Source organism: Telluria sp. ZT3P25 (assembly GCF_059685895.1).
Genome location: NZ_JCASIJ010000001.1, coordinates 115,810 through 140,637, shown reverse-complemented (window position 1 = coordinate 140,637; position 24,828 = coordinate 115,810). Strand labels below are relative to the sequence as shown.

Below are 24,828 nucleotides of genomic sequence, written 5' to 3'. Positions count from 1 at the left end.
TTTCGGTGGCTGGTCAAGCCACCCCTGCCTGGGCCAGGGCGCTTAGTCTTAGTGCGCCTTTTCCCAGTTTTCGCCCACACCCGTTTCGGCTACCAGCGGCACCTTCAGCGTTGCCACGCCGGCCATCAGTTCGGGCAGCTTCACGCGCACCAGTTCGAGTTCGGCCTGCGGCACTTCGAGCACCAGTTCATCGTGCACCTGCATGATCATGCGCGTGCCCAGTTGTTCGGTTTCGAGCCAGCCCTGCACGGCGATCATCGCCAGCTTGATCAGATCAGCCGCCGTGCCCTGCATCGGCGCATTGATCGCTGCCCGTTCGGCGCCGGCGCGGCGCGGGCCGTTCGGCGAATTGATCTCGGGCAGCCACAGGCGGCGGCCGAACACCGTTTCGACATAGCCGCGCGCCTTGGCCTGCAGGCGCGTCTCGTCCATATACTGCTTCACGCCCGAGAAGCGCGCGAAGTAGCGCTCAATATAATTAGCCGCCGCGCCCCGCTCGATGTTCAGATTGGCCGCCAGGCCAAAGGCGCTCATGCCGTAGATCAGGCCAAAGTTGATGACCTTGGCGTAGCGGCGCTGTTCGCTCTGCACGTCCGCTGGCGGAATGCCGAAGATCTCGGCGGCCGTTGCGCGGTGGATGTCTTCGCCATCGGCAAAGGCCTTGAGCATCGCGACGTCGCCCGAGATATGCGCCATGATGCGCAGCTCGATCTGCGAATAGTCGGCCGAGACGATCACGCTGCCCGGCGGCGCGATGAAGGCTTCGCGGATGCGGCGCCCTTCGGCGTTGCGCACCGGGATGTTCTGCAGGTTCGGCTCATTGGACGACAGGCGCCCCGTGATCGCCACCGCCTGCGAGTAATTGGTGTGCACGCGGCCCGTGCTGGCGTTGACCATCTTCGGCAGCTTGTCGGTATAGGTCGACTTGAGCTTGGACATGCCGCGGTGCTCGAGCAGGATCTTCGGCAGCGGGTAATCCTCGGCCAGCTTCTGCAGCACTTCTTCGTCGGTCGACGCGGCGCCGGTGGCGGTCTTCTTGATCACCGGCAGGCCGAGTTTGACAAAGAAGATTTCGCCGATCTGCTTTGGTGAACCCAGGTTGAACGGGCCGCCGGCCAGTTCGTACGCTTGCTGTTCGAGTTCGAGCATGCGCTTGCCCAGCTCGTTCGATTGCACACCCAGCAGCTCACTGTCGATCAGCACGCCGTTGCGCTCGATCTTGTGCAGCACTTCCATCGTCGGCATCTCGATGTCACGGTAGATGTACGTCAGGCCCTTGTCGGCTTCGACGTGCGGCAGCATCGACCCGTGCAGGCGCAGCGTGATGTCGGAATCCTCGGCCGCATACTCGGTGGCGCGGCCCAGTTCGACCTGGTCGAAGCAGATCTGGTTGACGCCCTTGCCGCACACGTCCACGAACGGAATCGTCGTGTAGCCCAGGTGGCGCATGGCCATCGTGTCCATGTCGTGTGGCTTGTGCGACTCGAATACATACGACTGCAGCAGCGTGTCGTGCACGATGCCCTTCAGGGCGATGCCATGGTTGGCGAAGATATGCATGTCGTACTTGAGGTTCTGGCCGAGCTTGGGCTTTGCCGGATTTTCCAGCCAGGACCGCATCTTTTCCAGCACGTGTTCGCGCTCGAGCTGGTCCGGTGCGCCGGCATAGCGGTGCGCCAGCGGGATGTAGGCGCCCTTACCCGGTTCGACCGACAGCGAAATGCCCACCATCTGCGCCGTCATCGGATCGAGCGACGTCGTTTCGGTGTCGACCGACGTCAACGCGGCCGCGTCGATCAGCGCCAGCCACGTCTCGAGCTGCTCTTCAAGCAGAATCGTCTCGTACTCGCCCTTGATGACCGGCATGCCATCGAGCGTGGCCTGCGCGCCTTCCGGCGAATTGAGCGGACCGCCGCCCGGCGCACTGCCGGCTGCCGGGCGCACGCTGCCGTCGCCGGCTTTGGCGCCGCCCAGGTCGCGCAGCATCGTCTTGAAGCCGTAGCGGCTGAAAAATTCACGCAGCGCGTCGGCATTTTCGGGCCGGCCGACGAGCGTTTCTTCAAATGACACCACGTGCTTGACCAGGTCGCAATCGGTTTTCACGGTGATCAGTTCGCGGCCTTTCGGCAGCCAGTCGAGCGCCGCGCGCAGGTTCTCGCCAACGGCGCCACCGATACTGCCGGCGTTTTCCATCACGCCGTCGAGAGAGCCGTGCAGCGTAAGCCATTTGACGGCTGTTTTCGGACCGCACTTGGGCACGCCCGGCACGTTGTCGACGGTGTCGCCGACCAGCGTCAGGTAATCGATGATGCGGTTTGGCGGCACGCCAAACTTGGCCAGCACGCCGGCGTCGTCCAGGCGCTCGTTGCTCATCGTGTTGATCAGCATGACCTTGTCGTTGACGAGCTGGGCCAGGTCCTTGTCGCCGGTGGAGACGACCGTTTTCATGCCGCGCGCGGTGGCCTGTACGGCCAGCGTGCCGATCACGTCGTCGGCCTCGACGCCCTCGACCATCAGGATCGGCCAGCCCATGAGCCGCACCACTTCGTGGATCGGCTCGATCTGCTTGCCCAGGTCTTCCGGCATCGACGCACGCGTGGCCTTGTACTCGGGATACAGGTCGTCGCGGAAGGTCTTGCCCTTGGCATCGAACACGCAGGCAATGTAGGCGGCAGGAAAGTCGGCGCGCAGGCGGCGCAGCATGTTGACCATGCCGTGCATGGCACCGGTCGGGAAGCCGTCAGGGCTCCTCAGGTCGGGCAATGCATGGAAGGCGCGGTAGAGATAGCTGGAACCGTCGACGAGCAGAAGGGTATTGTCCATAGGGGCGAAAATCAGGTAAGCATGCGGCGTCGAGAGTGGCGCCAGGGTCGCTGCCATTATCGCAGAATCCGCAGGATGAGCAGCGCCCGCTCCAGCGTCTCAATTCCTCGCGGCAATCGTTGGATGTGGCACACGTTTCACAGGGAGGCGGTACTGTTTGCTACAATGGACTAAACGACATTAGGTGACCATCATGCTGCGCTCGACACCCCGCTTTGCCCTCCTGACGCTGTGCCTGTTCGCCCACGCGGGCCTGGCCTCGGCGCAGCCGACCACACCACCGCAAACACAGACCCAGCCGGCGCCACGCGCCACGACGCCAGCCGCGCCAGCCCAGCAACAACGCCCAAGCGACGCCCCGCCGCAACTCGAGCGCATCGAGCCGGGCAGCGATGTGCCGGCCGTGACGATCCCGCCCCGTAAAGGCACGGTCATCACCGAGAAGCGCGGCAACGACGGCAAGGTCAACGAAGTCGAAGTGCAAGCCGGCCCAAGCCGCTACACCATGAAGCCCAACGTTGCACCGGGAAATGCCCAACCAGGCGATATCTCGGGCAGCAGCATCCGCGCCCCACAATGGCAAGTGATGGAATTTGATTTTGGCAATCCCAAGAAACAGAATACCGACGAGCAGCCGGCCGCCGCGGCGCCAGCCCGTGCCGGTGCAGCCGGGACCATCCCGGCCCGCGCCGATGTGCCGCCGCCACCTGCGCTCGAGCCGACCACCAAACAATGATCCCGCCTGCCGCGTTCGCGCGGCAGTGTCACGGCCATCGTCCACTTCTCTTTCTTGCTAGCTCATGGCAGTTTTCACCGCGGTCGCGCTGGATGACCTTCACCAGTGGATCAAGCAGTTCCCCCTCGGCCAGGCCGTCGGGCTTGAAGGCATTTCCTCCGGCATCGACAACAGCAATTTCTTCCTGAATACTCAGCACGGCATGCAGTCCGGCCATTATGTGCTGACGATCTTCGAGAACCTGCGCTTCGACCAGCTCCCCTTCTATGTCAACCTGATGCGCCACCTGGCCGGGCGCGGCATTCCTGTGCCGGCGCCGGTGCCCAACCACGACGGCGAACTGGTCGTGAGTCTGCACGGCAAGCCGGCGATCATCGTCAGCCGCCTGAATGGCAGCTCGCAACTCGACCCGCAGCCGGTGCATTGCGCCGAAGTGGGCCGCATGCTGGCGCGGATGCACCTGGCGGCGCACGACTTTGCGCTGCAGCAGCCGAACCTGCGCGGCATCGACTGGTGGACGGCGACCGCACCCGAGGTCGCCCCCTTGCTGAGCGAAGCCGAAGCCACGCTGCTGCAGGACGAGGTCGCATACCAGGCCGCGTTCGCCGCAAGCGCTACCTATGCCAACCTGACGCGCGGCCCGGTGCACGCCGACCTGTTTCGCAATAACGTGATGTTCGAGGGCGAGCGCCTGAGCGGCTGCTTCGACTTTTACTTTGCCGGCATCGATACCTGGCTGTACGACGTGGCCGTGACCGTCAACGACTGGTGCGTCGACCTGGCCACCGGCGAGCTGGACGAAGCCCGCGTGTGCGCCCTGCTCGATGCCTACCACGCGGTACGGCCATTCACGGCCGACGAGCGCGACGCATGGCAACCGCTGCTGCGCGCGGGTGCGCTACGCTTCTGGCTGTCACGCCTGTATGATCTGCACCTTCCACGCGCGGCCGAGCTGTTGACGCCGCACGACCCCACCCATTTCGAACGTATTCTGCGCGAGCGCATTGCGCGCCCCGCGCCGGGCTTGCCCTCCACTGTCATTACATGAACAAACTACCTGCATCTACCGGCTGGACCTGGCTCAAGAATGGCGCCCTGCTGTTTCGTCAACAACCTGCCGCGCTGACCACGCTGCTATTCGCCAATATCCTGGTCAGCATCCTGATCAGCGCCGTGCCACTGCTGGGCGCGATGGTGGCGGTGGTGCTGATTCCATCGTTCTCGATGGCGTTCATGATGGCGTGCTCGATGATCGAGAACGGCCAGCGCGTCACACCGGCCGTGGCGCTGACGGGTTTTCGCAAGCCGGTGCTGCGTGAGCTGTGCAAGGTCGGCATTGTGTATCTGGGCGTGTCGCTGATCCTGGCGCTGATCACGCGCTTTGCCGTGCAGCCGGACTTCTGGGAGCAGGTGCAGGCCCAGAGCACCAGTGGTACCCCGGCCGTGCTGGCAGGCCAGGACGTGCTGGCGATGTTTTTGATCTTCGCGCTCGACGTGGTGGCGCTGATTTCACTGTGCTTTGCCGCGCCGCTGACGTACTGGCAGAAAATGCCGCCGCTCAAGGCCGTGTTCTACAGCTTCTTTGCCGTCAAGCGCAGCGCCGGCATTTTCATCGTGATGCTGCTGGCATGGTTCGGCATCTTCTTTACCGTGTGCATGGTGATCGCCGTGATCCTGGGCGGCAGCAGCATCGCGCGCGTCGTGATCATGTGGGTGATCTTCTTGTTCGTCCTGCTGCTGCAGTGCGCGCTGTATGTGGGCTACCGCGAGATCTTCGGTGCGCCGCCAGCAGAGCCCGGCAACAAGGTCAGCCTCGACAAGCAGCGGTAATCAGGAAAGACCAGCAACAATCAGCCAACGCTGGCGGCATGGCCGCCAGCGTGACTGCCCACCTTAGCGGCCCACCCGCTCCAGCTTCGCGATCGACAGATCCAGCACCTTCACCCCCGCCGAACCAAAGTTGATCTGGGCCCGCGCCGCGCCGGCGCCGCCCTCGATATTGACGATCACGCCTTCGCCGAACTTGGCGTGGACCACGCTCTCGCCCACGCGCCAGCCCGTGCCATTGCCCGCCTTTTGCGTGATCTGCTGCGCGATCTTGTTGTCGCTGCCGCCTTCGCGGAACTTGGCGTCGTCCCACGCCGTGGTCGACTTGCGCCCGCCGAACCAGTTGCCCTGCACGCGTGGCGAGAGCCACTTGATCGATTCTTCAGGCAGTTCGTCGAAGAAGCGCGATTTCATGTTGAAGCGGGTCTGGCCGTGCAGCATGCGCTGCTGCGTAAAGCTCATGTACAGACGGCGGCGCGCGCGCGTGATCGCCACGTACATCAGGCGCCGTTCTTCGTCGACACCGTCGGCCTCGCGCGCACTGCTCTCGTGCGGGAACAGGCCTTCTTCGAGGCCCGTGATGAACACGGCGTCGAATTCGAGGCCCTTGGCCGAGTGCACCGTCATCAGTTGCAGCGCCTCTTGCCCGGCCTGCGCCTGGGCGTCGCCCGCTTCGAGCGACGCATGCGACAGGAAGGCCGACAGCGGCGACATCACGGTGGGCAGCGGCGCGCCGCCATCGAGGATCTCGATGCCGTCCTGATACACGACCGATTCGCCGGCCTGCGCCTGCGCCGGCGGGCCGAGGTGGGCCGGCGCCTGGGTGCCGAAGCCCTCTTCTTGCACGAACTGGGTCGCGGCGCTAACCATCTGCTCCAGGTTCTCGATGCGGTCGGCGCCTTCTTTTTCGTTGCCGTAGTGCGCCAGCAGCGTACTGCGCTCGAGCACCACGCGCACCAGTTCGGGCAGCGGCAATTGCTGGGTCTCGAAGCGCGCACCTTCGATCAGCTTGACGAAGTTGCCCAGCACGGTGCCGGCCTTGCCCGTCATGTACGGCACCGCTGCGTACAGCGAAATGCCGTAGCTGTCGGCCGCCATCTGCAACTGCTCGATCGAGCGCGCGCCGATGCCGCGCGTGGGGAAGTTCACCACGCGCATGAAGGCCGAATCGTTGTGCGGATTGTCCATCAGCTGCAGGTAGGCGATCGCGTGCTTGACCTCGGCGCGCTGGAAGTAGCGCAGGCCGCCGTACACGGTGTACGGAATGCCGGCCGCGAACAGCGCATGCTCGATCACGCGGCTTTGCGCATTGCTGCGGTACAGGATCGCGATTTCGTTGCGGCCCATGCCCTCGTTCATGAGGCTCTTGGATTCTTCGATGATCCACTGCGCTTCTTCGAGATCCGACGAGGCCTCATACACGCGCACCTGTTCACCCTGGCCGGCATCCGTACGCAGGTTCTTGCCCAGGCGCTTGGCGTTATTGGCGATCAGGAAGTTGGCGCTGTCGAGGATGTGGCCATGCGAGCGGTAGTTCTGCTCGAGCTTGATCAGGTTCTTGACCTGGTAATCGCGTTCGAACGCCGACATATTGCCGACGTTGGCACCGCGGAAGGCGTAGATGCTCTGGTCATCGTCACCGACGGCGAAGATGGCACCGCCGCCCGATTCGCCCTGCCCCGCCAGCAACTTGAGCAGGTTGTATTGCAGGTCATTGGTATCCTGGAACTCGTCGACCAGGATGTGACGAAAGCGCATCTGGTAGTGGTGGCGCAGCGGCGTATTGCGTGCCAGCAGTTCGTAAGAGCGCAGCAGCAGTTCGGCGAAATCGACAACGCCTTCGCGCTGGCACTGCTGGTCGTACAGCTCGTAGAGCTCGACCATGCGGCGCTCGATCGGGTCGTAGGCTTCGACCTGCGAAGCGCGCAAGCCCTGGTCTTTGGCATTATTGATGAAGTACATCAGCGCTTTGGCCGGGTACTTGTCATCGTCGACGTTGTGCGCCTTGAGCATGCGCTTGATCAGCGACAGCTGGTCTTGCGAATCGAGAATCTGGAACGTCTGCGGCAGCGCGGCGTCGCGATAGTGCGTGCGCAGCAACCGGTTGCACAGCCCGTGGAAAGTGCCGATCCACATGCCGCGCGTGTTAATCGGCAACATCGACGACAGGCGCGTGAGCATTTCTTTCGCCGCCTTGTTCGTGAACGTTACCGCCATGATGCCGGCAGGCGAGACCTGGTTGGTCTGGATCAGCCAGGCGATGCGCGTGGTCAGGACGCGCGTCTTGCCTGAGCCGGCGCCGGCCAGGATCAGGGCGCTTTGCGCCGGCAATGTGACGGCGGCAAATTGTTCAGGATTCAGGGTGTCGAGTTTCAGCATCTGGCCATTATACCGCCGCGATATACTGTATGCCCATCCAGTTTCGTGGCGTACGCGTGATCCATGGGCGGGACATTGACTAGCCGTTCGAGCGTGTCGTCTGGAATTGTGGCAGGCCGTCATCGAGTTTGAGCCAGTCCAGGCGGCTGCGTACGAACACGTGATCGGCTGGCGGCACCTGGTTCGGGTCATCCAGGCTGGCAGTGGCGATATCGATCTCGTCGGGCCACCTGTCGTCCTGATAGGTCAGCGTCGTGCCGCACGCCGCGCAGAAACCGCGCACGGCCTGGCTGCTCGACCGGCGTACCGCCAGTTGGCCGGCAGTCCAGCGCAGCGCATTGCTGGCGACACTGAACCACGCAAACGCCGGCGCACCCGACGCCTTGCGGCAATCGGCGCAATGGCACAGTGTGCTGTTGAACGGTGCGCCATCGGTTTCGAATCGGACTGCGCCGCAGGAACATCCACCAATGAACGTCATCACGTCTCCTGTCGTTATCTTCGTACATTTCGTCGAGGAAATCTCATCAACTGTGCTCAATTGTCGGAATTCAAGCTTCCCAAGCGCGCGCCGTGTGACGAGTGTTTCGCTTATGTTAACACCAGCTTTGCGACAAGCTCGTGAAAATCTTAATAAGGAGAATGATCATGCTAGGACGCGTAGTGACCATGGCCGCGCTGGCCGTTGGCGGTGTGATGCTGTCGAAAAAATTCAAGGGAAACAATGGCTTTGGCGCCAGCTCGGGAATCGTCGAGACCATTGAAATCAATGTGCCCGTAAGCACCGCCTATAACCAGTTCACGCAGTTCGAAGACTTCCCGCAATTCATGAAGAGCGTGAAGGAAATCCGCCAGCTCGACGACAAGCACCTGCATTGGCGCGCCAATGTCGCCGGCGAAGAAAAAGAGTGGGATGCCGAAATCACCGAGCAGATTCCGGACAACCGCATCGCATGGCGCAGTGTCACCGGCGTGAAAAATGGCGGCGTCGTTACCTTCCACAAGATCTCGGACACCGTCACGCGCATCGCGCTGCAGATGGATTACGAACCGGAAGGGACGCTGGAAACCTTGGGCGACGCCCTGGGCGCCGTGCGCATGGAAGCGCGCGCCAACCTGGCCAACTTCAAGGAGCTGCTCGAGCAGCGCGGCAGCGAAACCGGTGCCTGGCGCGGCAAGGTCGATCAGCACTGACCGATCCGTGCACCCTCGCCGGCACCGGCACGCCGGTCAAGGCCGGCGGCTGTTGACCGGTTTGATCGATGCCGGCAGCGCCACGCGCTCGACTGGCGTCGTCTGCGCCGCAATAAAACCTTCGAGCGCCAGCGACAGATCGGCCACGACCTGCGGGCCATAGGCCGCTTCGATCAATTTGTACTGGCGCTCGATGAGCGGGGCGATATCGTCGATCAGGCGGTCACCCTTCGGGGCGAGGCGCACCCAGATGCGGCGCTGGTCGGCCGCCACACGCTGGCGCTCGATCAATCCCAGCTCTTCCATCCGCGACAGCACGCCCGTCATGCTCGGGCTCAGGATCTGGCACAGTTCGCACATCTCGCGTGGTTCCAGCTGCTCGTGCTCGTCCAGCACGCGCAGGATGCGCCATTGCTGCTCGGTCACGCCGAAATGGTTGAGGATGGGACGGAAGTGCAGCAACAACGATTCGCGTGCCTTCAGAAAAAGCTGGGGAAGATTGCGGTGGGTAATCCGGCGGGCCAAGGAATGCTCCGTAATAGGTAATTCTGTCTCTGGTTCTGCATCGGCCGCTGCGCACGGATGCGCGGCAATCGTGCCTGGCTGACTAATATACTTGCCAGCCCGATGGATTTCGCTTCACGCAGCCGATTCCATGCGAATTTTTTGTGAACAGATATTACCGCAGCCCCTCTAAAGCACGAAAGAGCGACTCGATGGCCGCCCTTCACGTCAGCGGAAACGCATCAACCGGCAACCGGCGCCGGCCGTGCCAGGCCCTTCGCCCGCGCATCGCGGATCAATGCGCGCACCGTCTTGTCGGCGACTTTGCTTTCGCGCTCCATCTCCTTGCCCAGCATGCCCATCCTTTCACCCAGCACGTGCATCGGTTTGCCGGCCTCTTCCATCTGGCGACCAATCGCTTCCATCGATGCGTGCGACTTGCGTATCTGCGGCGAATCGTAGGCCTGGCCGATCTGCCGGCCTGCGGCGTTCATGCGCGCTCCGGTCGCCGCCATCTCGCGGCTGAGGCGCTCGCGCTCGGCCTGGTCGCGTGCGCTTTCCATCAGGCTGCTCAGGCGTTCCATGTGCTGGCTCAGCGCCTGCATGCCGCCATCGATCTCGCGCATGTCGCGCTCGCTCGGCAGATTGGCCTTGTTGGCGGCAACGCGGTCCATCTCGCGTCCCAGCGCGTCCATTTTTTTGCTGTGGACATCCATTTCCTTGCTATGCACATCCATGCGCGCACTCAGCCGGTCCAGCGGCGCCCAGGCGGTACGCACCTTGGCCATGACTGCGGCATCCTGGATCACGTAGTCGCGCCCGCCTTCACGGAACCAGATGAATTCGCCCGGAATGGCGCGCTGGGCCGCCTTCACCGCTGGCCAGTCGTCACTGCTGCCGCTGATATTGAAGCTGCCTTCCTTGCCGCGCACCAGCGCGTACGGCTCGCCCTGCGTCACGCGCACCGCGCGCCAGGATTCCTGCGCGCCAGCCTGCATGGGCATGCTCAAAGCCAGCGACGCGGCGCACAGCGCCAGGCCAATGAAGGGAAGCGCCAGTCGGCGCGTGAGCGGTGTGGAATGCGGCATGAGGTTCTCCTTGGGCCAGGAACAATGGCAACAGGCCGGACGCGCCGGCGATGAAAACACTCTAGTCCCCTGCCCCGGCACGAGCCAGCACACTGCGACAGGCCGTCGAAATCGCGGCGCAGACCGTCAATCGAGGCCCGTAACGACAACGCGGCCCGAAGGCCGCGTGCATCACATGCAGATGGTGCGGGCCTTAAGGCCTGCGGTGATCAATAGACGACCACCGAGCGGATCGATTCGCCGGACTTCATCAGGTCGAAGCCTTCGTTGATACGGTCGAGCGGCAGGTGATGGGTGATCAGCTCGTCGATATTGATCTTGTTTTCCATGTACCAGTCGACGATCTTCGGCACGTCGGTGCGCCCACGGGCGCCGCCGAAGGCCGAACCTTTCCATTCGCGGCCGGTCACCAGCTGGAACGGACGGGTGGCAATTTCTTGGCCAGCAGCAGCCACGCCGATGATGATCGACTTGCCCCAGCCCTTGTGGCAGCACTCGAGCGCCTGGCGCATCGTGTTGACGTTGCCGATGCACTCGAAGCTGTAGTCGGCGCCGCCGTCGGTCAACCCGACAATGGCGTCGACCACATTCTCGACCTGGGTCGGATTGATGAAATGGGTCATGCCGAACTTGCGCGCCATCGCTTCGCGTTCCGGGTTCAGGTCGACACCGATGATCTTGTCGGCGCCCACCATCCGGGCTGCCTGGATCACATTCAGGCCGATGCCGCCCAGACCGAACACGACGACATTCGCGCCTGCCTCGACCTTGGCGGTGAAGATCACGGCGCCGATGCCGGTGGTCACGCCGCAACCGATATAGCAGATCTTGTCGAATGGCGCGTCATTGCGCACTTTTGCCAGGGCGATCTCGGGCACCACGATATAGTTCGAGAAGGTCGACGTGCCCATGTAGTGATAGATCGGCTGGCCGTCGATCGAAAAGCGCGACGTCGCATCCGGCATCAGACCGCGGCCCTGCGTCGAGCGGATCGCCTGGCACAGATTGGTCTTTTGCGACAGGCAGAATTTGCACTGGCGGCATTCCGGCGTGTACAGCGGAATCACGTGATCGTCCTTACGCAGGCTGGTCACGCCCGGGCCGACGTCCACCACGACACCCGCGCCTTCATGGCCCAGGATCGATGGGAAGATGCCTTCCGGATCAGCACCCGACAGCGTGTAGTAGTCGGTATGGCAAATGCCGGTGGCCTTGATCTCGACCAGCACTTCACCGGCCTTCGGGCCTTCGAGTTCCACTTCTTCGATCGTCAGCGGCTGACCCGCTTTCCACGCGATTGCTGCCTTGGTTTTCATGTCGTTTTCCCGTTGCTTGAATGGACCGGCGCGCGCAGGCGCGCTGCAAAACGCCATGATAACAAGCTTGGGGCATCATGGCCGCGCGCTGCCGTGGATGCCGGTATCAAGTCGCCCGGCTGGTGGATCGCACGCCATGCCAGCGCGCACAACGGCGGGACGCGTGGCCCTATTTGGGCAGCCATATCCATACGACATGAACGTCATTACACAGTAACAAACGGTCGCTACTGTTCCCGCTTGCCGGTTCGGCGGTGCGGTCGGTCCGTGTGCTCGTTCAATGATGTTTGCGAGGAAATGCATGAATACGGCCGGGTACGTGACCACGAAGAATAACGTTTCAAATGAATCGTTGACCGATGTAGGGCAGACGGCGCTGCCGGGCACGATGCACGCCGGGGCGCGCCAGGACCTGGTCTTCCATACGACAACACTGCTGTTCGCCGCCTCGGTGCTCCTGATGCTGACCGGGTTGATCATCTCGCTGACGATCGGCGCCTGGCCGGCCCTGCGCGAGTTCGGTCCGGGGTTCGTGACACGGGTCGAGTGGGATCCGGTCAACCAGCAGTTCGGCGCCATGATCGCCATCGGCGGCACGCTGATGACGTCGATCATCGCACTGGCCGTGGCATGTCCGGTCAGTTTCGGCATCGCCCTGTTCCTGACCGAAATCTGTCCCGGATGGCTTCGCCGCCCGCTTGGTACTGCCGTCGAGCTCCTGGCCGGGGTCCCCTCGATTATCTACGGCATGTGGGGATTTTTCGTCTTCGCGCCCGTCTTTTCCGCGTATGCACAGCCGGTGCTGGCCGGCACACTCGGGCAAGTGCCAGTTCTGGGCACGCTGTTCAGCGGCTCACAGAACGGCCTGGGCATCCTGACCGCCGGCCTGATTCTCGCGATCATGATCATTCCATTCATCGCATCCGTCATGCGCGACGTCTTCGCCATTGTCCCGGCCGTGCTGAAAGAATCGGCATATGGCCTGGGCTGCACGACATGGGAAGTTGCGCACAAGGTCGTCCTGCCCTACACACGCAACGGTGTGGTTGGCGGGGTGATGCTGGGCCTGGGCCGGGCGCTTGGAGAAACGATGGCCGTCACTTTCGTGATCGGCAATGCGCATCACCTGTCCTGGTCACTGTTCGCCGCAGGCAGTTCGATCTCGTCGACACTTGCCAATGAATTCGGCGAAGCTGAACAGGCCATGCACGTGTCGTCACTGTATGCCCTTGGCTTGATCCTGTTCGCCATCACGTTCATCGTGCTGGCCGCCGCCAAGCTGATGCTGCTGCGCATGGCGAAACGGGAAGGCACGACATAACCGGCGGGCTGCGGGCCAGATACCGGCGACGACGCTAAGTCGGTGCGTCGACCAGAAGTTCGGGCTGTAGTGCGCGGATACGCAGCTCGGTAAAGTAACCGCCGGCTTCGTTATAGCGCAGGTAATGGCGGCCACACCCGGTGCAGCGCGCCACGGTACAGCGGTTGGCCGGATAGAAGCGCGGGGCGATCGGCGCATCCGCACTTTCGTAACGGGTGCCTGCCGGATGATATTCGGCGAAGGTCGGCTCGTCGTAGGGGTCTTCGAACAGGACCCCGATGTCTTCGAAGCCGTCAAGTTCCAGCGTCAATGGCAGCGCGGTCCAGGCTTGTAACGGTACGGCCATGCAGCTGCATGGGGTCGTCACCCGTGAAGAGGCCTGTGCCAGCTGTGTCAGTGTCGTGAAATCGATGTACTGCATGTCAATCCAATCCCGGCGAAGCGCCGTCTGCCCACATCACTCTGATCGGACACGGTACCAGATGCGGGTCCGTGCCGGTGCATGGCATTCTTGCACAGGATGCGATACCATCGTTCCCTGCGCCATCTGCAGGGTCACCTGGAGAACACCATGTCCGATCCTTTACCGGTGCGCGCCGCACCATGCCCGCTTGAGCTTTCCGATGCATTTCCCCGCGCCTTGCGCGTTGACGCCCAGGCGCTTTGCGCCACCCACGTCTGGCATCCACATCCCTCTCACCTGCACTTCATCGTGGCATTGGCCGATGAGAAGCTTGCCATCCCGACACGCTTGTATTTTGACGCCTCCCTGCTCGCAGCGACTGGCGATCTCAATGCACGCCAGCGCGCCATGCTGTGGTGCCTGGGCACGCGCCACCACAACGGCCATGTCCGTGAAGAATGCCTGCGTCACCTGCTGGCCAACCTGCAAGACTGGATGGCACCGTTCGTGGTGCAGTTGATCGGTGAATACGTCCACGAGATCATCGAGCTGATCGATGCGGCACTGACCACGCTCGATCCGCGCATGCAGACTGCGTTTGCATGCTTTGCCAGGGACAATCCGCGCTACATCGATACGATCGAACGGCGCACGATCAGCTACCGCCCCGCTGACTACGACAGACGGTCCGGTCGCTCGCGCGATTACCCGGGAGCGCGCGCCGTGGCGCGGCTGCGTCAGCTGGAGCGCGCAGAACGCGATGCGGCGTGAGGCCTGCATCATGCTGTATGGATAAATGCTGCGTGCGTAATCCCAGGACCGTGCCGCTACGCTATGATTTGCGCCCCAGCATGGTTTCTTTGGAAAGTAAAACGCAATGATTGTCGGCATCGACCTTGGCACGACCAACAGCCTGATCGCAGTATGGGACAACGGCGCGGCGCGCCTGATCCCGAACAGTCTCGGGGAGATGCTGACCCCTTCCTGCGTGAGCGTCGATGAAGACGGTGCGATCCTGGTTGGCCAGGCTGCGCGCGAACGTCTGCAAACCCATCCGCAGGCAAGCGCTGCCAATTTCAAGCGCCTGATGGGCAGCGACAAAACCCTCTATCTCGGCAAGCGCGGGTTTCGTCCCGAAGAACTCTCTGCGCTGGTATTGCGCTCGCTGAAGGAAGACGCCGAAGCCGCCCTTGGCCACCCGGTGACCGAAGCGGTGATCACGGTGCCTGCGTATTTTTCGGATGCGCAACGCAAGGCCACCCGCACCGCCGGCGAACTGGCCGGTCTGAAGGTCGAGCGCCTGCTCAATGAACCGACCGCCGCCGCCCTGGCCTACGGGATCCACCTGCGCGACGGCGAATCGAAATTTCTCGTGTTCGACCTGGGTGGCGGCACCTTCGACGTGTCGGTACTCGACCTGTTCGACAGCGTCATGGAAGTGCGCGCGTCGGCCGGCGACAACTACCTGGGCGGCGAGGATTTCGTCACAGCGCTGGTCGAGCATTTCTTCGCCGCGGCGAGCGTGCCGGCCACGCTGCGCGCAGACGCGCAGTTCATGCAGCGCCTGGCCGCGCAGGCCGAACTGGCCAAGCGCGCCCTGAGCGAGTCTCCGCGCGCCACCATCCGCGTGGTCGATGGCGACACGCAGTATGCGCTGGAGCTGGACGAGGCGGGTTTTGAAAAGCTGTGCGCGCTGCTGCTGGCACGCCTGCGCGCGCCGGTCGAACGGGCGCTGCGCGACGCGCGCCTGCCGATCGCCGAGCTGGACAATATTGTGCTGGCCGGCGGCGCCACCCGCATGCCGCTGGTGCGCAAGATGGCGGCGCGCATGTTCGGTCGCTTCCCGGCGTGCGACATCGACCCCGACCAGGTAGTGGCGCTCGGCGCCGCCGTACAGGCCGGGCTCAAGATGAAGGATGCGGCGCTGGACGAAGTGGTGATGACCGACGTCGCGCCATATTCGCTCGGCGTGGCCACCACGATGCACATCGACGCCGACCATTTCTCGCATGGCCATTTCGACCCGATCATCGAACGCAACACGGTCATCCCGGCCAGCCGCGTCAAGCGCTACTTCCCGCTACAGGACACGCAGCGCGTCATCGAACTGCTGGTCTACCAGGGCGAAGCGCGCATGGCGAGCGACAACATCAAGCTCGGCGCGCTGACCATTCCGCTCGCCACCGGCAACGACGAAGGTGTCGACGTGCGCTTTACCTACGACGTGAATGGCCTGCTGCAGGTAGAAGCGACGCTGGTGCACACGCGCGACGTGCACACCCTCGTCATCGAAGGCAATCCGGGCATGCTCAGCGCGCCGGAAATCGCACAACGCTTCCAGGCGCTGTCCGAACTCAAGATCCATCCGCGCGATCACATGGAAAACCGCACGCTGCTCGCGCGTGGCGAACGCCTGTACCAGCAACTGCGGGGCGACGAGCGCGAGCGTCTGGGCCGCGAAATTGCGCGCTTCGAGCAGGCGCTGGGCACCCAGGAACGGCGCGTGATCGTGCCGGCCGTCGACGTGTTTCGCCAGGTGCTCGATTATTTCGACCACCAGAGTTTCCTGCTGCCCGAGGCATAGCCCCCGATGGCCGCCACGTTTGCATTTCTCGACGCGCTCGGGCTGGATCAGGATGCGCGCGAGCGCGACATCCGCAGCGCCTACGCCCGGCGCCTGAAGACCATCGACCAGGAACACGACGCACAAGGCTTCCAGGACCTGCGCGCGGTGTACGAAGAAGCAATGGCCTGGGCCGCGTGGAAAAAACGCGAAGCCGAGGCCGAAGCCCCGCCGGCAGCCACCACGGCCATGGCCCCCACGCCGGCTGCCGACGCAGCCCCAGAACCACCTGCCGCGCCCGAGCCGGTCGATGCGGACGATCCACGGTCAATGGGTGAAGCCGCCTTCGGACGGCTGGCGACGGAGATGGAAGGGTTGCTCGCACAGCCGGCCCAGAACAACCCCGATCCGTACGAGGCGCTGCTCCGGCGCAGACTGGACGACGATGACCTGATCAACATCGACGCACGGATCGTGTTCGAGGCGATCGTCGCCACCGTGCTGGCGCACGGCTGGCGGCCCGGCCACGAAAACCTGTTCGCGGCGGCGCTCACGGTATTCGGCTGGGATGCGGACCCGCAGCGACTGCTGGCGTTCGGCCATGCCGGCATGGTGCTCGACCGGGCGCTGGCCGAGCGCCGCCTGTTTGCCACGCAGCCACCGGCAAGGCAAGCCGCCATGCGCCGCGCTGCACGCGCGCTGCGCGACACCGGCGCGCCCACGGTACAGCGCCTGCGCAACGACATGCGCATTGTCGAAACGATGGTGGCGCGGTTCCCTCACATGATGCGCATCCTGGTCAGCTTCGAGAACGTGGAGCAGTGGCGGGCCGCTTACCAGGCGCGCTTCGGTGCGCAAGCAGAGGCCGCGTTCGACATTGACGACGATCTTGCCGTGCCGGTGCAACCCCGATCGCTGGCTGCCTGGCTGTGGGTCATCGCGCGCAATGTGGCGCTGATCGTCGTGACAGCGCTGCTGCTGTACGCAGTGTTCAAGGCGACCGACCCCACACCGGCGACGCCGGCTGTCAGCCAGCAGGTACTGGACGCGCACGTTCCGCCACTACGCTACCAGCCGCCGTCCGGCGCGAAGCCCGGCGTGCTCGATACGCGGGTACGGGTCTTCCTGGACGCGGACAGGCGGGTCAGCCAGACACGCAATGTCTCGACCTCGGGCGAGCCGGGCTTCGACGAGGCGGTGGCCGAGGCGCTGCGACAGGCCACGCCGTTCCCGCCCGAAACACCGGCCGAGTTCGAGGTAAGCTATACGACCACCATCACGGCCCGGCAAGCTGCGAAAGCAAATGCGCCGGCGCCGCGGCAAGCCACCCACGGCATCACCCCGGGGGCCGCACTGTTGGGCAAGCACGTTCCCCCCATCGACTATCAGGCGGACCGCTTCACGCAGCCTGGCGAACTGACACTGCGATATCGTGTCGATCTCAACGCTGACGGCGTGGTCGTGCGCGTCAAGCAGATCAAGGGATCGGGCGAGCCGCGGCTGGACCACGCGATGGAGAATGCCCTGCGTGCAGCCAAGCCGTTCCCGGCCGATACGGCGCGCAGTTTTGACGTGGAATGGTCCACCACGGTCACGCAAATACAGCGTACCGACGCCGATCGCACGCAGCCGCCCCCACGCGAAGCGTAAGCGGCGGCCTGTGCCCGCCGCCAATCTAGGCTATGCTTGCCGGTTGGATTAATCAGGCAGAGCGCACGATGCATATTTACTCGACTCATTCCGTGGGCGTCATGACGCGCCCATGCACCACCCTGGCAACTGCAGGCCGCTTCCCGGCACGAACGGAGCGCACCTGATGTTTCATCTGATGTTCAGCCTTCCCTGCCTGCTGGTCCTGGTGCGCTGGCTCTGGCCGCTGCCGTTGTCCACGAAATCCAAAGTGGCCAGTGCTGTCGTGCTGGTACTGGTCTCGCAGTACCACCTGTGGTCGCGCCTGTCCTCGGGCAGCGTGTTCTCGCCCGAATTTCCGAAAGGGCTGGTCATCCTGTTCAACTGGGGCTTTGGCGCGATCCTGCTGCTGGCGGTGTTCCAGTTGCTGCTCGATGCCGGCACCCTGATCGCGATGGCGATCCGGCGCCGGCGCGTGGCGATTGCGCCGCGCCTGCGCTACGGCATCGCCATTGCGGCTGCGCTGCTGGCAGCCCTGGGCGTGAACCAGGCGATCAAATCGCCGTCGCTCGAAGACGTGCTGATCGAGGTGAAGAACCTGCCGCACGAATTCGACGGCTATCAGGTCGTGCACCTGACCGACCTGCACATCAGCCGCCTGTTCGACGCCACTTGGACGCGCAAGGTCGTCGCCGACGCCAATGCGCTGGACGCCGACCTGATCGTCATTACCGGCGACCTGATCGACGGCAATATCGCGCACCGCGAACGCGACGTGGCGCCGCTGCGCGACCTGCGCGCGCCCGACGGCGTCTGGGTCATTCCCGGCAACCACGAATACTTCTTTGGCCACAAGGCGTGGATGGCGTATTTCGCAGGCCTGAACATGACGCCGCTGGACAACAGCCATACCGTCCTGAAGCGCGGCGCCGGGCAACTGGTGCTGGCCGGTGTCAATGACGTGACCGCACCGCAGACCGGCGCGGCGCCGCCCGACGTCGACGCGGCCCTGCGCGGCGCGCCGGCCGGCGTACCCGTGATTCTGCTCGACCACCAACCGCGTAATGCCCGCCATGCCGCCAGCCGCGGCGTCGCGCTGCAACTGTCCGGCCACACCCACGGCGGCATGATCGTCGGGCTCGACCGGGTGGTGGCGCGTGCCAACAACGGCTTCGTGTCGGGCCGCTACGATGTCGACGGGATGACGCTGTACCTGAACAACGGCACCGCATTGTGGCCGGGATTCGCGCTGCGCCTGGGCGTGCCGTCCGAGCTGACCCGGATCACGCTGCGGCGTCAGACGGCGCGTTCATGATCCTGCGATGACCAGCCGCATGCGCTGCTCGACCTGATCCGACCCGGGCCGCATCGGCTCTTGCCATCCCGTGGCAACGAACCCGGCGCGCGTGTAGAGGCGAACTGCCCCGTCATTGGCGCAATTGACGCCAAGCTGCATGGCAGTGGCGCCGCGCCCGCCCGCCCAGCGCACCGCCTCGGCCAGCAAACCGGCGGCCACACCCTGCCCGCGTGCTTCGGGCGCCACCCACATCTGAAACAGGTTCACGAGGGCCGGGTCGTCCGCGTCGACCTTCGCCCAGGCCAGCCCGGCGGGTTGGCCCGCGACGTGGGCCACGAGTGGATGGTCGATGCCGGACGTGGCCGCTCGGGCCAGGCGCGCTGCCCATTCTTCGGCCGGCCGCGTGGATTCGGCAGCCAATGTGCTGCCAAAGGCGTCGGGGGCGTCTTCCAGCGCGCGCAGACGGAGCGCGCGGTAAGCCGGCCATTCGTCGGGTAAGAAATGGCGAATCGTGTAGCCAGCCAGTTGGTACGCCATGCACGTGCTCCTGTTGGTGATCGGAGGACGATTCTAGCAAGCAATTCTGGCCTTGTGGTTCAATCCTGTTCCCACTCTTCCAGCTTGCGCTTGCGTGCGCGGCCTACCTCGATCCGGTTGCGTGTCGTGAAGGCGATCAACCGTGCCACGACCACCGCCAGGTACATCAAACCGACGAGCATCTCGACGCTGGCCAGCGCCCGCGCCGGTGGCGTCAGCGGAATCACGTCGCCGATGCCCGTGCTCGAGAGCAGCGCAAAGCTCAGGTAATTGAGTTCGGTCCAGGTACGCGGCGCGCCCGCGTTGACGGCGGCGGCAAAGGTGCCGGGCTGGACTTCCTGCAGCAGGATGTACATGTGGGTGAAGGCCCAGGCCAGCAGCGTGAACGTGGCGCCGGCCGCGAACAGCTCGTCGGTCGTGGCGCGTTCGTCTTCCATCATGTAGGCGATCAGGCTGCCGGCCGCGTAGAAGTAGAACAACGCCTCCAGCCCCGACGACCAGGCCAGCAGGTGGTTGTAGCCCAGCAGGATCTGCGCCAGCAGCAGCGCGATGATCGGTACGGCCAGCGCCCAGCTCACACGCACCTCGCCGGGCGTACGGCGCACCATGCGGATGGCAAAGGCCAGCACCACGATGCCGAAGCAGTTGAAGGCCACCTGGCCGGCGCGCGTTCCTTCGATGAAGGGGTATGACAGCATGCCGAGCAGCTGCACCAGCAGCAGGATGGCGGATGGATGGCGGCGGGTGTGGATGAACAGGCGTGGAGCGATCATGGCGGCAGGACAAAGTCGTAAGTACTGCCATTGTAGGTTCAGCCGGCCGAAAACAGGCTCCCGAATGCGTGCGCGGCCATGCGCGGGTCGGCCGCACCGTACACGCTGGTGATCGCCGCGACCAGGTCGGCGCCGCGCGCGACCAGGGGCGCGGCGTTGGCCGGCGTCATGCCGCCGATGACGACGAGGGGCAGCGTGAACTCCGCGCGCGCCTGGTCAAGGAGTTCCGGTGGCGTCACGAACGTGTATTTTTTAACCGGTGATGGGTAGAAGCCACCGAAGGCAAGGTAGCTGGCGCCGGCGTCGCGCGCAGCACGCGCCAGCGCCAGGTCGCCATAGCACGAGGCGCCGACGATCTTGGCCGGGCCCAGCAGCGCGCGGGCAGCGGCAAGCGCCCCATCCGTGTGGCCCAGGTGCACGCCATCGGCGTCGAGCACCTGGCACAGGTCGAGATGGTCGTTGATGACGAGCGGACAGCCGTGGCGGCGGCACAACGCCAGCAGCGCCGTGGCCTGTTCGAGGCGCAGGCGCGCGTCTGCCTCCTTGTGCCGGTATTGCACCAGGGCGGCGCCGGCGCTCAGCGCGGCATCGGTGGCGGCCAGCAGCCGCTCGGTGTCGTTCCAGTTCGGTGTGACGAGATACAAGCCCTTCATAGTGGCTCCTTCAATGTGGTTGGCACAGGCGGCGCGGGATGCGCTGCCCCGGGGCGATCGCGAACGATTGCGCCAGTGTGGCGTGTGTATAGGCCTGGGCGTGCCCGAGGGCGATGGCCATCGACTCGCCCAGCGCCAGGCGACCCGCCAGCGCAGCGGCCAGCGTGCAGCCGCTGCCGTGATAACTGGCCGGCAGGCGCGGCCAGTGCCACTCGCGCAACATTTGACCGTCCTGCAGCCAGCGGTTGATGACCGTGTCGCCCGGCGCATGGCCGCCCGTGACGAGCATCTGCACCGTGCCTGGGGCGTCCAGCGCAGCGCGCTCTGGCAGGTTGGGCAGCACGATCGTCGCCAGCGTCAGCAAATCGGACAAGGCGCCACTGGCGTTGCCCTGCCCAAGCGCGTCGCCATGGCCGCTGGCCAGCACCGGGTCGAGCACCACCGGCAGATCGGGTTGCCGCGCGCGCAGGTCACGGATGACGCCCGCAATCGCCGCCGCATTGGCCGCGTTGCCGGGGATGCCCAGCTTGACGGCGCGGATGTCGAAGGCGGCGACCAGCGGCGCAGCCTGGCGCGCGACCAGGCCGGCATCGACCGGGTGCACGTCGAACACGCGGTTATTGTCCTGGCAGGTCAGCGCCGTGGCCACCGGCAGCGCGTGGGCGCCCTGCGCGGCAATGGCCAGGATATCGGCCGCCAGGCCCGCGCCGCCGCCGGGATCGAGCCCGGCGAAGACCAGCACGCACGGTGTCATGGGGCGAGGTTACCCGTGACGTTGCCCGTGATCTTGCCCTCGACCGGCGACGACGGCGATGCCGCGAAACGTTTTGGCATGCGCCCCGCCAGGTACGCATCGCGCCCGGCCAGCACCGCATGCTTCATCGCGCGTGCCATACGCACCGGGTCGCGCGCGCCGGCAATCGCGGTGTTCATCAGCACGCCGTCGCAGCCGAGTTCCATCGCGATTGCCGCATCCGACGCCGTGCCCACGCCGGCATCGACCAGCACCGGCACCGTGGCCTGCTCGATGATCAGCGACAGGTTCCACGGGTTGAGGATACCCATCCCCGAGCCGATCAGCGACGCCAGCGGCATCACGGCCACGCAGCCGATCTCCTGCAGAATGCGGGCCTGGATCGGATCGTCGCTGCAATAAACCATCACGTCGAAGCCGTCGCGCACCAGGGTTTCGGCGGCCTTGAGCGTTTCAGGCATGTGCGGGAACAGCGTGGTGGCGTCACCCAGCACCTCGAGCTTGACGAGATTGCGCCCGCCCAGCAGCTCGCGCGCCATCTGCAACGTGTAGACCGCATCCTTCGCATTGAAGCAGCCGGCCGTGTTGGGCAGGATGGTGAACTCCGACGGCGGCAGCACGTCGAGCAGGCTGGGCGCGTTCGGGTCCTGGCCGATGTTCACGCGGCGGATTGCCACCGTGATGATCTCGGCGCCGGCCGCCAGCGTGGCCTCGCGCGTTTGCGCCAGGTCGCGGTATTTGCCGCTGCCCACCAGCAGGCGCGAACGGTAGGCGCGCCCGGCGATGGTGAGTACATCCGGTTGCCCGTCTGGTTTCATGTTTTCGTTCATGACATTCATCCTGTTCTCCTTTAGCCGCCACCGATGGCGCGCACGATATCGACCCGGTCCTGCGCCTGCAGGCGGCGCGTCGGCCACTGCTGGCGCGGCACCACCTCGCGATTGACGGCCAGCGCCATCCCCTGCCCGCTCAGGTCCAGCTGTTCGAGCAGGCCGGCGAGTGTCTGGCCCGGCGGCACGCCGCACGGCGCGCCATTGACTTCGATGGATGTCATTCAGACCTCCCGGTACAGCCGGGCGCCATCGCGCACGAACTCAATCGCCTTTTCCTGCATCCCCTGGTGCAGGGCTGTTTCGCCCTGGACGCCATTGGCCGCAGCGTAGGCGCGCACTTCCTGCGTGATCTTCATCGAGCAGAAATGCGGGCCGCACATCGAGCAGAAATGGGCCACCTTGGCCGAATCCTTGGGCAGGGTCTCGTCGTGGAATTCGCGCGCCTTGTCGGGGTCCAGGCCCAGGTTGAACTGGTCGTCCCAGCGAAATTCGAAGCGCGCTTTTGAGAGCGCGTTGTCGCGCAGCTGCGCGCCCGGATGGCCCTTGGCCAGGTCGGCCGCATGGGCCGCGATCTTGTACGTGATGATGCCGTCCTTGACGTCCTGCTTGTCAGGCAGGCCCAGGTGCTCCTTGGGCGTCACGTAGCACAGCATCGCCGTGCCGTACCAGCCAATGGTGGCCGCACCGATGCCGGACGTGATGTGGTCGTAGCCAGGGGCGATATCGGTCGTGAGCGGCCCGAGCGTGTAGAACGGCGCTTCATGGCACTGCTCGAGCTGCAGGTCCATGTTCTCCTTGATCAGGTGCAGCGGCACGTGACCGGGGCCCTCGATGATCGTCTGCACGTCGTGCTTCCACGCGATCTGCGTGAGTTCGCCCAGCGTTTTCAGTTCGGCCAGCTGCGCTTCGTCGTTGGCGTCGTAGATCGAGCCTGGGCGCAGGCCATCGCCCAGGCTGAACGTCACGTCGTACGCCTTCATGATGGCGCAGATGTCTTCAAAGTGGGTGTACAGGAATGATTCGCGGTGGTGCGCCAGGCACCATTTGGCCATGATCGAGCCGCCGCGCGAGACGATGCCCGTCAGGCGATTGGCCGTCATCGGCACGTAGCGCAGCAGCACGCCGGCGTGGATCGTGAAGTAGTCGACGCCCTGCTCGGCCTGTTCGATCAGCGTGTCGCGGAAGATCTCCCAGGTCAGGTCCTCGGCCTTGCCATTGACCTTTTCCAGCGCCTGGTAGATCGGCACCGTGCCGATCGGGACCGGGCTGTTACGCAGGATCCATTCACGCGTTTCGTGGATGTGCTTGCCGGTCGACAGGTCCATCACCGTGTCGGCGCCCCAGCGGATTGCCCACGTCATCTTTTCCACTTCCTCGCCAATCGACGAGGTCACGGCCGAATTGCCGATATTGGCATTGACCTTGACCAGGAAGTTGCGGCCGATGATCATCGGCTCGATTTCGGGGTGGTTGATATTGAGGGGGATGACGGCGCGCCCGCGCGCGACCTCGGAGCGCACGAATTCGGGCGTGATCTCGGCGGGGATGCTGGCGCCGAACGACTGGCCCGGATGCTGGCGCCCCATCAGGTCGGCGACCCGCTTGCCCATCGGACCGGACGCATGCAGCGACGCGATGTATTCCTTTCGCTGCATGTTTTCGCGCAGCGCGATGAATTCCATTTCGGGCGTGATGATGCCCTGGCGCGCGTAGTGCATCTGCGTGACATTCGCGCCGCTCTTCGCGCGACGGGGCGCGCGCTGCAGGTCAAAGCGCAGCGCGCTCAAGGCCGGATCGTCCAGCCGCTGCTGGCCGTACTGCGACGATGGCCCGGCCAGTTGCTCGGTGTCGCCGCGCCCGTCGATCCACGGTTGCCGCATTGGCGCCAGGCCACTGCGGATATCGATCGCGGTCGCGGGTTCGGTGTACGGCCCCGACGTGTCATAGACGAACAGCGGCGGATTGGGTTCGCCACCAAAGCTGTCGGACGTGGCCGACTGGCTGATCGCGCGCATCGGCACGCGGATATCGGGCCGGCTGCCTTCGATGTAGACCTTGCGGGAGTTTGGTAGCGATGCGATGGCTGCCTGGTCCACCGTGGCGGTGGCGGCATCGAACAGTTGCGAAGACTTCGGCGGTGCGTTCATGTGGCTCCCTTGCGTGCATGAGAGCCAGCAAAGGAGTTACCGGGTGCGGCA

Annotated in this window: 23 protein-coding genes; 9 read left to right on the top strand and 14 right to left on the bottom strand. The window is 64.5% G+C overall.

What is annotated here, in order from left to right:
* Positions 1 to 48 precede the first annotated feature (48 nt).
* Positions 49 to 2,823: a DNA polymerase I gene (polA, locus tag AC56LY_RS00655; protein ID WP_499581895.1), complete on the bottom strand. Its 2,775-nt coding sequence runs from the start codon at positions 2,821 to 2,823 to the stop codon at positions 49 to 51.
* A gap of 193 nt (positions 2,824 to 3,016) precedes the next feature.
* Here polA and AC56LY_RS00650 point away from each other — a divergent pair, with 193 nt between their 5' ends.
* The 3 genes from AC56LY_RS00650 (at position 3,017) to AC56LY_RS00640 (ending at position 5,389) form a co-directional block, all read left to right on the top strand.
* Positions 3,017 to 3,559: a hypothetical protein gene (locus AC56LY_RS00650; protein ID WP_499581893.1), complete on the top strand. Its 543-nt coding sequence runs from the start codon at positions 3,017 to 3,019 to the stop codon at positions 3,557 to 3,559.
* 64 nt (positions 3,560 to 3,623) lie between these two features.
* Complete coding sequence (locus tag AC56LY_RS00645) at positions 3,624 to 4,607, top strand: homoserine kinase (protein ID WP_499575633.1); 984 nt, start codon at positions 3,624 to 3,626, stop codon at positions 4,605 to 4,607.
* Positions 4,604 to 5,389: a BPSS1780 family membrane protein gene (locus tag AC56LY_RS00640; protein ID WP_499575632.1), complete on the top strand. Its 786-nt coding sequence runs from the start codon at positions 4,604 to 4,606 to the stop codon at positions 5,387 to 5,389. Before AC56LY_RS00645 ends, AC56LY_RS00640 begins: the two co-directional genes overlap by 4 nt.
* A gap of 63 nt (positions 5,390 to 5,452) precedes the next feature.
* Here AC56LY_RS00640 and AC56LY_RS00635 read toward each other — a convergent pair whose 3' ends face one another.
* Both AC56LY_RS00635 and AC56LY_RS00630 read right to left on the bottom strand, forming a co-directional pair.
* Positions 5,453 to 7,765, bottom strand: coding sequence for a UvrD-helicase domain-containing protein (locus tag AC56LY_RS00635; protein WP_499575630.1), 2,313 nt, complete (start codon positions 7,763 to 7,765; stop codon positions 5,453 to 5,455).
* Positions 7,766 to 7,844: 79 nt separating this feature from the next.
* Positions 7,845 to 8,246 (bottom strand): GFA family protein, encoded by a 402-nt coding sequence (locus tag AC56LY_RS00630; protein WP_499575629.1) that lies wholly within the window; start codon positions 8,244 to 8,246, stop codon positions 7,845 to 7,847.
* 167 nt (positions 8,247 to 8,413) lie between these two features.
* Between AC56LY_RS00630 and AC56LY_RS00625 the strand changes: the two genes are divergently transcribed.
* A complete protein-coding gene (locus tag AC56LY_RS00625; RefSeq protein ID WP_499575628.1) occupies positions 8,414 to 8,959 on the top strand; it encodes an SRPBCC family protein in 546 nt (181 codons plus the stop codon).
* A 36-nt stretch (positions 8,960 to 8,995) separates the two neighbouring features.
* Here AC56LY_RS00625 and hpaR read toward each other — a convergent pair whose 3' ends face one another.
* The 3 genes from hpaR to AC56LY_RS00610 all read right to left on the bottom strand — a co-directional run bounded on the left by hpaR (position 8,996) and on the right by AC56LY_RS00610 (position 11,867).
* Positions 8,996 to 9,484: a homoprotocatechuate degradation operon regulator HpaR gene (hpaR, locus tag AC56LY_RS00620; RefSeq protein WP_499575626.1), complete on the bottom strand. Its 489-nt coding sequence runs from the start codon at positions 9,482 to 9,484 to the stop codon at positions 8,996 to 8,998.
* A 221-nt stretch (positions 9,485 to 9,705) separates the two neighbouring features.
* Positions 9,706 to 10,551, bottom strand: coding sequence for a hypothetical protein (locus AC56LY_RS00615; RefSeq protein WP_499575625.1), 846 nt, complete (start codon positions 10,549 to 10,551; stop codon positions 9,706 to 9,708).
* Positions 10,552 to 10,760: 209 nt separating this feature from the next.
* Positions 10,761 to 11,867 (bottom strand): S-(hydroxymethyl)glutathione dehydrogenase/class III alcohol dehydrogenase, encoded by a 1,107-nt coding sequence (locus AC56LY_RS00610; protein WP_499575623.1) that lies wholly within the window; start codon positions 11,865 to 11,867, stop codon positions 10,761 to 10,763.
* 388 nt (positions 11,868 to 12,255) lie between these two features.
* Between AC56LY_RS00610 and pstC the strand changes: the two genes are divergently transcribed.
* The gene (gene pstC / locus AC56LY_RS00605) at positions 12,256 to 13,188 is read left to right on the top strand and encodes a phosphate ABC transporter permease subunit PstC (protein ID WP_499581891.1); all 933 of its coding nucleotides are present in this window, start codon (positions 12,256 to 12,258) and stop codon (positions 13,186 to 13,188) included.
* 34 nt (positions 13,189 to 13,222) lie between these two features.
* Here the strand turns inward: pstC and AC56LY_RS00600 are convergent, their stop codons facing one another.
* The gene (locus tag AC56LY_RS00600) at positions 13,223 to 13,534 is read right to left on the bottom strand and encodes a hypothetical protein (RefSeq protein WP_499575622.1); all 312 of its coding nucleotides are present in this window, start codon (positions 13,532 to 13,534) and stop codon (positions 13,223 to 13,225) included.
* 225 nt (positions 13,535 to 13,759) lie between these two features.
* Here AC56LY_RS00600 and AC56LY_RS00595 point away from each other — a divergent pair, with 225 nt between their 5' ends.
* The 4 genes from AC56LY_RS00595 to AC56LY_RS00580 all read left to right on the top strand — a co-directional run bounded on the left by AC56LY_RS00595 (position 13,760) and on the right by AC56LY_RS00580 (position 19,098).
* Positions 13,760 to 14,362 (top strand): hypothetical protein, encoded by a 603-nt coding sequence (locus AC56LY_RS00595; RefSeq protein ID WP_499575621.1) that lies wholly within the window; start codon positions 13,760 to 13,762, stop codon positions 14,360 to 14,362.
* 106 nt (positions 14,363 to 14,468) lie between these two features.
* Complete coding sequence (locus AC56LY_RS00590) at positions 14,469 to 16,175, top strand: Hsp70 family protein (RefSeq protein WP_499575619.1); 1,707 nt, start codon at positions 14,469 to 14,471, stop codon at positions 16,173 to 16,175.
* Between the two features lie 6 nt (positions 16,176 to 16,181).
* Positions 16,182 to 17,804, top strand: a complete 1,623-nt coding sequence (locus tag AC56LY_RS00585) for a TonB C-terminal domain-containing protein (RefSeq protein WP_499575617.1) — start codon at positions 16,182 to 16,184, stop codon at positions 17,802 to 17,804.
* Between the two features lie 166 nt (positions 17,805 to 17,970).
* Positions 17,971 to 19,098 carry a metallophosphoesterase gene (locus tag AC56LY_RS00580; RefSeq protein ID WP_499575615.1) on the top strand — a complete coding sequence of 376 codons (1,128 nt, stop codon included), beginning with the start codon at positions 17,971 to 17,973 and terminating at the stop codon, positions 19,096 to 19,098.
* Here AC56LY_RS00580 and AC56LY_RS00575 read toward each other — a convergent pair.
* The 7 genes from AC56LY_RS00575 to thiC are packed head-to-tail and all read right to left on the bottom strand — an operon-like array spanning position 19,093 to position 24,777.
* The gene (locus tag AC56LY_RS00575) at positions 19,093 to 19,617 is read right to left on the bottom strand and encodes a GNAT family N-acetyltransferase (protein WP_499575613.1); all 525 of its coding nucleotides are present in this window, start codon (positions 19,615 to 19,617) and stop codon (positions 19,093 to 19,095) included. The two genes, AC56LY_RS00580 and AC56LY_RS00575, sit on opposite strands and share 6 nt — an antisense overlap.
* Positions 19,618 to 19,676: 59 nt before the next feature.
* A complete protein-coding gene (locus AC56LY_RS00570; protein WP_183556881.1) occupies positions 19,677 to 20,390 on the bottom strand; it encodes an ion channel in 714 nt (237 codons plus the stop codon).
* Between the two features lie 38 nt (positions 20,391 to 20,428).
* Positions 20,429 to 21,043 (bottom strand): thiamine phosphate synthase, encoded by a 615-nt coding sequence (thiE, locus tag AC56LY_RS00565; RefSeq protein ID WP_499575610.1) that lies wholly within the window; start codon positions 21,041 to 21,043, stop codon positions 20,429 to 20,431.
* Positions 21,044 to 21,053: 10 nt separating this feature from the next.
* Positions 21,054 to 21,797 carry a bifunctional hydroxymethylpyrimidine kinase/phosphomethylpyrimidine kinase gene (locus AC56LY_RS00560; RefSeq protein ID WP_499575607.1) on the bottom strand — a complete coding sequence of 248 codons (744 nt, stop codon included), beginning with the start codon at positions 21,795 to 21,797 and terminating at the stop codon, positions 21,054 to 21,056.
* Complete coding sequence (locus tag AC56LY_RS00555; protein WP_499581889.1) at positions 21,794 to 22,627, bottom strand: thiazole synthase; 834 nt, start codon at positions 22,625 to 22,627, stop codon at positions 21,794 to 21,796. The genes AC56LY_RS00560 and AC56LY_RS00555 overlap by 4 nt, the downstream gene beginning before the upstream one ends.
* Before the next feature lie 20 nt (positions 22,628 to 22,647).
* On the bottom strand, positions 22,648 to 22,851 hold the full coding sequence (thiS, locus tag AC56LY_RS00550) for a sulfur carrier protein ThiS (RefSeq protein ID WP_183556875.1): 204 nt from the start codon (positions 22,849 to 22,851) through the stop codon (positions 22,648 to 22,650).
* A complete protein-coding gene (gene thiC, locus AC56LY_RS00545; RefSeq protein ID WP_499575604.1) occupies positions 22,852 to 24,777 on the bottom strand; it encodes a phosphomethylpyrimidine synthase ThiC in 1,926 nt (641 codons plus the stop codon).
* Positions 24,778 to 24,828: the final 51 nt, after the last annotated feature.